We start from the raw sequence: 9,922 nt of genomic DNA on the forward strand, positions 1-9,922 counted from the left end.
GCGGCAAGGGCGAGCGGCCCCGCCTGGTGCACCGGCGCCGCGTCCACCTGCTCACCCTGGCGGCCTTCGCCGCGGCGGCGCTGCTGGTGATGCGGCTGGGCGGTCCGGCGGTCTTCTTCTCCAGCCGGCAGGAGATCACCGCCGGCCTGGAGGACGCGGGTCTGTCCGGCAACGGCTCGGAGGCGGGCCAGGCGTTCGTCCGCGGCTTCGGCACGGTGCTGCCGCTGATCGCCCTGCTGGTCTACGTCCGGCGCCTGGCGACCTCCCGGCACGCGCGGCGCAGCTGGTCGACGGTGGCCGTCTTCGGGGCGCTGTTCTGTCTGAACGTCGTCGTCAACAACCCCATATCGAACCCGCGTTACTGGTTCCTCACGGTGATGTTCGCGCTGCTGTTCACGGCCTTCCCGGTGAGCGCGGCGCTGTACCGGATGTCGCTGACGCTGGGCGTGGTGGTGGCGCTGCTGCTGTTCCCCTTCGCGGACGCGTTCCGCTACGACGACAACAACACCCGGACCATCGAGACCACGTCGTTCCTGGAGCCGCTGGCGCTGAAGGACTACGACCAGATCGGGATGTTCGCCAACACGATCACCTACGTGGAGTCCACCGGCCACACCTACGGCGACCAGCTGGCGGGCTGCGTGCTGTTCGCGGTGCCGCGGTCGGTGTGGGAGGGCAAGCCGGTGGACACCGGCGTGATGGTGGGCCAGTGGATGGGCACCCGGAACACCAACCTCTCCTCCCCCGTGTGGGCGGAGCTGTACATCGACTTCGGCGTGGTGGGGATGACGGCGGGGATGGGCCTGCTCGGGTACGCGGCCGCCCGGTTCGACCGGAGGGTGGCGAGGGCGTCGGCCGGCCGGCGGAGCCATCCGGGGCGCCTGCTGCTGATCACCGCCCCGCTGATCGCCGGCTACTCGTTCATCCTGGTGCGCGGGCCGCTGCTCCAGGCGACCGGAAAGGTCGCGATCGCCGCGATGTGCCTGCTGTTCATCACCACCCGCCGCGCGGACCGGGCGGTGGCGGGGAGCTAGGCCCTAACCGCGGAGCTCCGCGGGCGGGGTGCGCCGGTCGTCGACCGGCTCCACCCGGACCAGCTCGCCCCAGACGATGTAGCGGTGCTCGGAGGTGTACATCGGGGTGCAGGTGGTCAGCGTGATGTATTTCCCGGGCTTCTGGCGCCCGGACTTCTCCGGCACCTTCTCCAGTACGCCGACGTCGTACTTCGAGGTGCTCGGCAGGATCTCGAAGACCTTGTAGACGTACCACTTGTCCTTGGACTCGAAGACGACCGGGTCGCCCTCGCGGATCTTGTGGATGTTGTGGAACTTGGCCCCGTGGCCGTCGCGGTGCGCGGCCAGGGAGAAGTTGCCGTTCTTCCCGCCGGTGGGCAGGGCCGCCTTGACCGGGTCGGTGTAGTAGCCGGCCGCGCCGTCGTCGAGCACCTTGGGGTCGGTGCCCTTCTTCACCAGGATCTGGTCGTCGTCCATGGCCGGGACGTGCAGGAAGCCGATGCCGTCCTTGGTGTCCAGCTTGCCGGGGACGCCGGCGCCCTCGATCTCCTGCTCCCACAGTTCGCGGACGCGGTCGCTCTCGCGGTCCGCCGCGCGGTCGGCGAGCAGGTTGGTCCACCACAGCGAGTAGACGACGAAGAGGCCGAGGACCACGCCGGCGGTCATCAGGAGTTCGCCCAGGAAGCTGACCAGGGAGGCCACCGGCCCCCGGGCGGGGCGGCGACGGCCGTCCGGCCGGTGCGCGCCGGTGTCCTCGCCGCGCCGGTCGTGCTCTACCACTGCCACTGTGGCCGTCCCCCGTCGTGTGCCGTACTCACGCTGTCACGGGTCCACCAGCACGTCGGGCTTCCCCTTGGCGCGCGGGCGTTCCTCGTCCATCTTGCCCCAGACGATCATCCGGTAGGTGCTGGTGAACTCCGGGGTGCAGGTGGTCAGTGTGATGTAGCGACCCGGTCCGGTGAAACCCGACCCAGGCGGCACGGGCTCCAGGACGGAGACGTTGCCCGGTGACGTGGACGGAAGGATCGAGGTCATCCGGTACACGTAGTACGCCTTGCTGGTCTCCACCACGATCGGGTCACCCGGCTTCAGGCGGTTGATGTAGCGGAACGGCTCGCCGTGGGTGTTGCGGTGACCGGCCAGGCCGAAGTTGCCGGCCTTGTCGCCGGGCATCGCGGTGGGGATGCTCTCCTTGTCGTAGTGCCCGACCATGCCGCGGTCCAGCACGCGCTCCTTGTCGATGCCCTCCGCGATGGGCACCACCACGTCCAGGGTGGGGATGTGCAGGAGGGCGAAGCCCTGGCCGGCCTCGAAGGTGCCGGGATCCCGGGCGCCCTTGTCCCAGCCGTCCTGGAGCTGGACGGTCTCCCGGTCCACGTCGGCGGCGGCGAGGACGTTGGTCCACCACAGCTGGTAGGCGACGAACAGGATCATCAGCACGCCGGTGGTGATGAACAGCTCGCCCACGGCGCGGCTGATCAGTACGCCGGGACCGGGGCGGCGGGCCCGCTCGGCGCGGCGGCGCTCCACCCGCGACAGCGCGGTGCCGCCCTTGCCGGAGCGAGCCCCGCCGTCCTCGGCGTCAACCGCCTCCGCGCCGCGCGGGGCGGCCCGGCGCCCGTGGCGGCCCTTGGCGGCCGCCGCGGCCGCCCGTCTGCGCGCGGCCCGGCCCCCCTCGGCGGGCGCCGAGACCGACGGGGAGGCCGAGGAGGCGGACGGATCGTCGTCCGTCGCGCCCGTGGCCGAGGGGTCGCCCGCCGTCGGGTCGTCGGAGGGTGCCGAAGGGGCGGGCGGGGGCACGACGGTGAGCCGCATGGTGCTCGACGGGTCCACGGTCCCGTCTCCGGCGTGGGCGTCGGGGACGCCGAAAGCATTCTCCGTGCCCGGGTACAGGAAGGGATCCACGGGCCCGAGCGGGTCGGCGGGGCCCCCCGGGGACGCGGGGGGTATGCGCAGCGCCACCGTCTCGTCGTCCTCGGGGCGCCACCCGGTCACGCCGTGGACCTGCCGACGACCGGAGCCAGACCGGCGGACCGCGCCACCGCGTCCGGGTCGCCGCACTCGGCCAGCCAGTTGGCCAGCATCCGGTGGCCGTGCTCGGTCAGCACCGACTCCGGGTGGAACTGCACGCCCTCGACCGCGAGTTCCCGGTGGCGCAGCCCCATGACGATGCCGTCTGCGGTCCGCGCGGTCACCTCGAGCTCCGCGGGCACCGTCACCGGGTCGGCGGCCAGCGAGTGGTACCGGGTGGCGGTGAACGGGGAGGGCAGCCCGGCGAAGACGCCCCGGCCCTCGTGCTCGACCGGGGAGGTCTTCCCGTGCAGCAGCTGCGGCGCGCGGTTCACCACGCCGCCGTAGGCCACCTGCATCGACTGCATGCCGAGGCAGACGCCGAAGACCGGCACGCCGGCCGTCGCGCAGTGCCGCACCATGTCGACGCAGACGCCGGCCTCCTCGGGCGAGCCGGGGCCGGGGGACAGCAGCACGCCGTCGAAGCCCCGCTCGGCGTGGCCGAGGGTCACCTCGTCGTTGCGCAGCACCTCGCACTCGGCGCCGAGCTGGTAGAGGTACTGGACGAGGTTGAAGACAAAGCTGTCGTAGTTGTCGACAACGAGGATCCGCGCGCTCACTGTTCGTCCACCGTCGCATCGCCGAAGGGAAGAAGCGGCTCGGCCCACGGGAACACGTACTGGAACAGCACGTAGACCGCGGCCAGCGCGAGAATCAGCGAGAGCAGGGCCTTCACCCAGGTGTTGCCCGGCAGATGCCGCCAGATCCAGCCGTACACGGGTACCTACCCCTCCCCTTCGTCACCTTCGGTCGCGATGCCGCCGTACGCCGCCGTGCACCACGGAGGCGTACAGCAACCAGACTAGGGCCTTTCGGAGGCGTTTCCGGCGGGCCTGGCGTACTGGAGGTCCACCGTGCCGGTGTAGCCGGGCAGGGTGCGCACGCCGTCCTCCTCGACCTTCCAGCCCAGGCCGTAGACGTTCACGTAGACCATGTAGTTCTGGATGGCCGGGGACTCGGCGAGGGACTTCTGCAGCCGCTCCGGGTCGCCGACGGCGGTGACCTTGTAGGGAGGGGAGTAGACCCGGCCCTGGAGGATCAGGGTGTTGCCCACGCAGCGCACCGCGCTGGTGGAGATCAGCCGCTGGTCCATGACCTGGATGCCCTCGGCGCCGCCCTTCCAGAGCGCGTTCACCACGGCCTGCAGGTCCTGCTGGTGGATGACCAGGTAGTCGGGCTCCGGCTCGGGGTAGCCGGGCAGCTTCGCGGTGGCGTCCGGCGGGGCGTCGTTGAGCGTGACGGTGACCGCCTCGCCCTTGACCGGGTCGGTGCCCGCCGCCTGCTCGAGCTCCTTGAGCTCGGCGTCCTCGGCCTCGCTGGAGCCCTGCTCACGGGCGGCCAGTTCCTCCACGTCCTGACGGAGGGCGGCGTTGGACTCCTCCAGCCCGGCGTTCTCCCGGCTGCGCTCGTGGATCAGGTCCGACAGGCGCAGCAGGGAGTCGTCGGTGCGGATGTTGGTGCCCTTGGCCGTGTGGAAGCTGGTCGCGAAGAGCAGACCGGCCAAGGCGAACACGGCCAGCGTGAGGACTCTCACGGGCCGGAACCGGGAGCGGCCGGGGCTGGTGCCCGTCCCGGGGGAGTCGGCAGAATTGCTCAACGTACCCTTGTCTCCTTCGGCGCCGCGGAAGCACTACGCTAACGGACGCCCGGGGGAGTGCTCAGTCGTCCCTTTGCCGTACATCTGAACATCCCTTTGCAGCTGCCCCGGAGCGTGCCCCGTTCCAGCGCGGCCACGCAGCGCATCGACAGGAGAGTCCCTCGTGCCGAAGTCACGTATCCGCAAGAAGGCCGACTACACGCCGCCCGCGGCGAAGACGCAGCCGGCGGCGATCAAGCTGACCAACCGTGCCTGGGTGGCTCCGGTGATGCTGGCGCTGTTCCTGGTCGGTCTGGCCTGGATCGTCGTCTTCTACGTGACGGAGGGGTCGCTGCCTCTCGAGGCGCTCGGCAACTGGAACATCGTGGTGGGCTTCGGCTTCATCGCCGCCGGGTTCGCCGTCTCGACCCAGTGGAAGTAGCGGCCCGGCCCTCACGGAGCCGCCGCGACCGCTAGTTATCCACAGCAGTTATCCACAGGTGGAAAAGAAAAGAAGATCTGTGGATAACCGCCGGGAAGCGGTCCGGGTGTGACCGATCCCTCACTGCTCGAATACCTGTTCCCCCTGTATCTGACCTGCGGAAATCGCTGTCAGTTGCAGGGGGTTCGGCGTTTCCCCAGGTGAGCCCGGATCTGCCACCAACCTGTGGACAGAGCTGTGACTCTGGGCGATGACTCAGGTGAGCTGAGCAGTTCTCAACAGAGTGACGGCGATGACCGCGGCCAGGACCAGGACGCAGGAGCCGTACTGGATCAGCGTCCGCCGGGGTCCGCGGGCGTGCAGCATCGCGTAGCCGATCACTCCGCCGGCGACCAGGCCGCCCAGATGCGCCTGCCAGCCGATGTTCGTGCCGGGGAACAGGGGCAGCGCCAGGTTCAGCGCCAGCAGCAACAGCAGGGGCCGGGGATCGCGCCGCACTCGGCGCAGGTGCACGAGCGCGGCGCCGAAAACGCCGAAGACCGCGCCCGAGGCGCCCAGGGATCCGCTGTTGGGATCCATCAGGAGATAGGCGAGTGCGCTGCCCGCCAGCCCGGAGACCAGATAGAGCGCCAGGTAGCGCAGGCGCCCCAGCGCCTCCTCCAGCGGTCCGCCGACCATCCACAGGGCCAGCGTGTTCAACGCGATGTGCATCACCTCGAGGTGGCTGAACATCGAGGTGACCATGCGGTACCACTCGCCGAGGAAGGCGACGCCCACCGGCCACAGCAAGAGGTCGTCCGACAGGTCCGGCAGGGCCTGGAGGGCGAGGAAGACGGCGAGGTTGATCCCGATGAGGATCTTGGTGACCAGCCGGGTGTCGGAGACCACCGGCGCGCCGGTCAGCGTCCGGGGCCGGGAGGACGCGGTGGCGGATCCGCCGCGCACGCACTCGGGGCACTGGAAGCCCACGGAGGCGCTGATCATGCAGTCACCGCAGATGGACCGGTCACAGCGGGTGCACCGTATGCCGGTCTCGCGGTCCGGATGGCGATAGCACGTGGGCAGGGTGTGCGCCTGCTCCTGGTTCCCCTGGTCGTCCGCCACGTCCTGCAGATCCCCTCACTCGGACCGAAAAGTCTCGCCCCGCTCGCCCTGGGTACGGGCGGGCGGGGCGAAAGGTTCCCTCGGCGGTCCCTGCGTCAGCGGGACTCGACGACGACCGACTCGATGACCACGTCGTTGACGGGGCGGTCGGTGCGCGGGTTGGTCTGGGTCGCCGCGATGGCGTCCACGACCTTCTGGCCGGCCTCGTTGGTGACCTCGCCGAAGATGGTGTGCTTGCGGTTCAGCCAGGTCGTCGGGGCGACCGTGATGAAGAACTGCGAGCCGTTGGTCCCCGGGCCGGCGTTGGCCATGGCCAGCAGGTACGGCTTGTTGAAGGAGAGGTCCGGGTGGAACTCGTCCTCGAACTGGTAGCCGGGACCGCCGGTGCCGTTACCGAGCGGGTCACCGCCCTGGAGCATGAAACCGCTGATGACCCGGTGGAAGACGGTGCCGTCGTAGAGCCGGTCCGTCGTCTTCTGGCCGGTGGCGGGGTTGACCCACTCGCGCTCGCCCTGGGCGAGCTCGACGAAGTTCTTGACCGTCTTGGGCGCGTGGTCCGGGAAGAGCCGGATCTCGATGTCGCCGTGATTGGTCTTCAGGGTGGCGTAGAGCTGCTCGGCCACGATCTGCCTTCCGTTGTCCTCTGTGACCCCTCGATCCTCGCACGCCCCGCACCTGGAGTCGGGCACCGGCCGTCGTGCGCAGCGGATCGAGTGGTTTCGGTTGCGCGTCCTGAACCGACTCGTTCTCCGAGCGGTCTCTTTCGGCCGTCCACGGACCTGGATCGTGACCCGGATGCCTGCTGCGGCATGCCCGATACCGCTTCCGGAGGCATGATCCGACAAAGGGTGGAAAGCCGATGGAAACCGTACGCCACCGAGGAGGAGGAACCCGTGACCCGCAAGAATTGCGCGCGCGCCCGGTCCGGTTCGGCGAAGGACAGCGTGTTGCACGCCGGTCAGGCGCTGGCGCCCTACGCCGACACGGCCAGGGTCAGGGCCGCGCAGTACGCGAACGAGGCGCGCGTACGGCTCGCGCCCGTGGTGACTCAGGCCGCAGGGCAGGCCCGTGCCCAGTACGGGGCCCATGTGGCACCGCGTCTGGCCCAGGCGTCCGCCTACGTGCCGGCCAAGGTCGACTCGGCCGCCCGTGAGGCGGCATTGAAGACCCGACTGGCGGCCCAGCAGGCCGTCGACTATTCCCGGCCGGTGATCGAGCAGGCCAAGGCCAACGCCGGCCCGGTGCGGGACGAGGCCGCCGCGCGCAGCGCGGCCGCCCTGGCGGCACTCAAGGGGCAGGTGTCCCCCAAGGACATCCAGCGCCTGGTGAAGAAGCGCCGCCGGCGGTCCGCCGTCGGCGGATTCGCCAAGAAGACGGTGATGCTCAGCCTGCTGGGCGCCGCCGCCTACGCCGCCTGGCAGTGGTGGGACAAGCAGGCCAACCCGGACTGGCTGGTCGAACCGCCGGAGGCCACCGAGGTCCCCGACGACGCGAGCAGCCTGACCCCGGAGGACAGCGCGCCCCCGATCACTCCCACCCCGGAGAACGCCCGTACCGACGAGAACACCGGCCCTTCGACGGTCGGTGAGAAGAACACGCCGGCCTCGTCGGACGACGAAGAGCGCCGCTGACCCTGGCGTCGCACCGGGCGATGTTTCACGTGGAACATCACCCGCACATCGGGCCCCGGCCGCCTCATTCCCTGAGGCGGCCGGGGCCCGATGTCACTCCCTTTTCGAACGAAGTTCCCTCTATAGTTCGAAGACGGCTCCGGCCGGAACATTTCGCCGAGCGCCGCCCCATTCGCACCTCGCTGCCGCGCGCTCGGCCAGGGGGTAGGGGAACAGGGGAGGGGCTCGGCGATGACACACGCCGTGAACGAGGGACCCGTGGGGTCCGACGACAGTCCGAACGCCGGGGAAGGCCGCCGCGACCGTCGGCGTCGGCCACGCCGCAAGGTCCTGCGCAACGTCCTGATCGGCTGCGCCGTACTGGCACTGGTCGCGGGGGGTACGGCCTGGTGGCTGTACGACGACCTGGACGGCAACATCACGTCCGTCGATCTCGACGAGGCGCTGGGCGACGACCGGCCCACCAAGGAACCGGCCGCCGGTGAGGCGCTGAACATCCTGGTGCTGGGTTCCGACTCCCGTGCCGGCGCCAACGCCGCGCTGGACAAGGGGAACGTGGGCGGGGCCCGCTCCGACACCGCCCTGGTGGTGCACGTCGCGGAGGGCCGCACCGAGGCGGTGGCCGTCTCCGTCCCGCGCGACACCCTCGTCGACCGCCCCGCCTGCACCCGCGCCAACGGCGACGAGGTGGGGCCGGCGAAGCGAGTGATGTTCAACTCGGTCTACTCGCAGGTGGGGTCGGCCTGCACCCTGAAGACCGTCGAGACCATGTCCGGGGTCCGCATCGACCACCTGATGGAAATCGACTTCGCGGGCTTCAAGTCGCTGGTCGACGAACTGGGCGGAGTGACGGTCGACGTCAAGGAGCCCATCCGCGACACCAAGGGCGGCTTCACCCTGGAGCCGGGACAGCACCGCCTGGACGGCACCGAGTCGCTGAAGTTCGTCCGCACCCGTTACGGCTACCGGGACGGCAGCGACCTGGGGCGCATCGGCCTCCAGCAGCAGTTCTTGGTGGCGCTGATGGGCGAGGTCAAGCGGCAGGACCTGCTGAGCGACCCGGTGAAGACCTACAAGATCGCCGACTCGCTCACCGGCGCGCTGACCACCGACTCCGACCTGGCCTCGCTGACCTCGCTGGCCGACTTCGGGCAGTCGCTGCAAGGCATCGACCCGTCGGCCATGGACACCGTGATGCTGCCGGTGAAGTACGACGTCGCCGACCCCAACCGTGTGGTGCCCGCACAGCCCCTGGCCGACAAGGTCTGGGAGGCGCTGCGCAACGACCGTCCGATACCCGAGTCGGCCCGGAAGTCCCCGGCCGGCGGCGGCAACTGAGCGGGGGCCGCGGATGACCACCGCAGAGGCCCAGGAGTCGCCCGCCGGCACCGGCGGGCCCGCGTCCGGGCGTCTCACCTTCCGTGAGGCGCTGGAGCGGCTGTCCGGGGCGCAGAAGAGCGCCAAGGGCGTCTCGCTCTACTCCCGGTACGTCAACCGCCCGGTCGGCCGCGTGCTGGCCGCCGGGTCCTACCGCGCCGGGCTCACCCCCAACCAGGTCACCCTGGTCAGCGCGCTGTTCAGCTTCGGCGGCATCGCCGTGACCGCACTGGCCGACCCGGCCTGGTGGACCGGGCCGGTGGTCTGGCTCGCGCTGGCGACCGGCTTCGCCTTCGACTCGGCCGACGGCCAGCTGGCCCGCCTGCGCGGCGGCGGCAGCCCGGCGGGCGAATGGCTGGACCACGTCGTGGACTGCGCCAAGACGACCGCGCTGCACACGGCGGTGCTGCTGGCCTTCTTCCTGCGGCCCGAGGCGTTCGGGACGCAGCCGGAGGCCTGGCTGCTGCTGCCGCTGGGCTTCCTGTTCGCGGCGATCGTGACCTTCTTCGGCGGGCTGCTCACCGAGCAGCTCAAGCGGAAGGCCGCGGCCGGCGACCCGGCCGGCCCCGCCGCGCCGCCGTCCCTGGTGCGGGCGGTGGCACTGCTGCCGGTCGACCACGGCGTGTTCTGCCTGGTCTTCCTGCTGCTCGGGGCCGGTCAGCTCTTCCTGTGGGGCTACGCCCTGCTGGGCGCGGCCGCGGCGCTGTAC

The 9,922-nt window shown here is 70.6% G+C and carries 12 protein-coding genes; 5 read left to right on the plus strand and 7 right to left on the minus strand.

Annotation, left to right across the window (positions count from 1 at the left end):
• Window positions 1-1,034, plus strand: a 1,034-nt coding sequence (locus ACOV8S_RS25860; protein WP_448320642.1) for a hypothetical protein, incomplete at its 5' end; no start/stop codon positions are given.
• Window positions 1,035-1,037: 3 nt separating this feature from the next.
• Here the strand turns inward: ACOV8S_RS25860 and ACOV8S_RS25865 are convergent.
• The 5 genes from ACOV8S_RS25865 to ACOV8S_RS25885 form a co-directional block, all read right to left on the minus strand.
• The gene (locus ACOV8S_RS25865) at window positions 1,038-1,799 is read right to left on the minus strand and encodes a class E sortase (RefSeq protein WP_448320643.1); all 762 of its coding nucleotides are present in this window, start codon (window positions 1,797-1,799) and stop codon (window positions 1,038-1,040) included.
• Between the two features lie 36 nt (window positions 1,800-1,835).
• Window positions 1,836-3,008, minus strand: a complete 1,173-nt coding sequence (locus ACOV8S_RS25870; RefSeq protein WP_448320645.1) for a class E sortase — start codon at window positions 3,006-3,008, stop codon at window positions 1,836-1,838.
• Complete coding sequence (locus tag ACOV8S_RS25875; RefSeq protein ID WP_382556878.1) at window positions 3,005-3,643, minus strand: aminodeoxychorismate/anthranilate synthase component II; 639 nt, start codon at window positions 3,641-3,643, stop codon at window positions 3,005-3,007. The genes ACOV8S_RS25870 and ACOV8S_RS25875 overlap by 4 nt, the downstream gene beginning before the upstream one ends.
• Complete coding sequence (locus tag ACOV8S_RS25880; RefSeq protein ID WP_351115024.1) at window positions 3,640-3,801, minus strand: hypothetical protein; 162 nt, start codon at window positions 3,799-3,801, stop codon at window positions 3,640-3,642. Before ACOV8S_RS25880 ends, ACOV8S_RS25875 begins: the two co-directional genes overlap by 4 nt.
• A gap of 84 nt (window positions 3,802-3,885) precedes the next feature.
• Window positions 3,886-4,680: a DUF881 domain-containing protein gene (locus ACOV8S_RS25885; protein WP_448320647.1), complete on the minus strand. Its 795-nt coding sequence runs from the start codon at window positions 4,678-4,680 to the stop codon at window positions 3,886-3,888.
• A 163-nt stretch (window positions 4,681-4,843) separates the two neighbouring features.
• On the opposite strand from ACOV8S_RS25885, the gene crgA reads away from it, so the two are divergent.
• Entirely contained in the window at window positions 4,844-5,101 is a 258-nt protein-coding gene (crgA, locus tag ACOV8S_RS25890; protein WP_448320649.1) for a cell division protein CrgA, read from the plus strand.
• Between the two features lie 255 nt (window positions 5,102-5,356).
• Here the strand turns inward: crgA and ACOV8S_RS25895 are convergent, their stop codons facing one another.
• Both ACOV8S_RS25895 and ACOV8S_RS25900 read right to left on the minus strand, forming a co-directional pair.
• Window positions 5,357-6,085, minus strand: coding sequence for a rhomboid family intramembrane serine protease (locus ACOV8S_RS25895; protein ID WP_448320650.1), 729 nt, complete (start codon window positions 6,083-6,085; stop codon window positions 5,357-5,359).
• A 215-nt stretch (window positions 6,086-6,300) separates the two neighbouring features.
• Window positions 6,301-6,828: a peptidylprolyl isomerase gene (locus ACOV8S_RS25900; protein WP_351115019.1), complete on the minus strand. Its 528-nt coding sequence runs from the start codon at window positions 6,826-6,828 to the stop codon at window positions 6,301-6,303.
• A gap of 270 nt (window positions 6,829-7,098) precedes the next feature.
• On the opposite strand from ACOV8S_RS25900, the gene ACOV8S_RS25905 reads away from it, so the two are divergent.
• The 3 genes from ACOV8S_RS25905 to ACOV8S_RS25915 form a co-directional block, all read left to right on the plus strand.
• The gene (locus ACOV8S_RS25905) at window positions 7,099-7,836 is read left to right on the plus strand and encodes a DUF5324 family protein (RefSeq protein ID WP_448320652.1); all 738 of its coding nucleotides are present in this window, start codon (window positions 7,099-7,101) and stop codon (window positions 7,834-7,836) included.
• A gap of 231 nt (window positions 7,837-8,067) precedes the next feature.
• Window positions 8,068-9,174 carry an LCP family protein gene (locus ACOV8S_RS25910; RefSeq protein WP_448320653.1) on the plus strand — a complete coding sequence of 369 codons (1,107 nt, stop codon included), beginning with the start codon at window positions 8,068-8,070 and terminating at the stop codon, window positions 9,172-9,174.
• A 13-nt stretch (window positions 9,175-9,187) separates the two neighbouring features.
• Window positions 9,188-9,922, plus strand: a 735-nt coding sequence (locus ACOV8S_RS25915) for a CDP-alcohol phosphatidyltransferase family protein (RefSeq protein WP_448320654.1), incomplete at its 3' end; no start/stop codon positions are given.

It is taken from the genome of Streptomyces sp. CO7 (assembly GCF_053474865.1).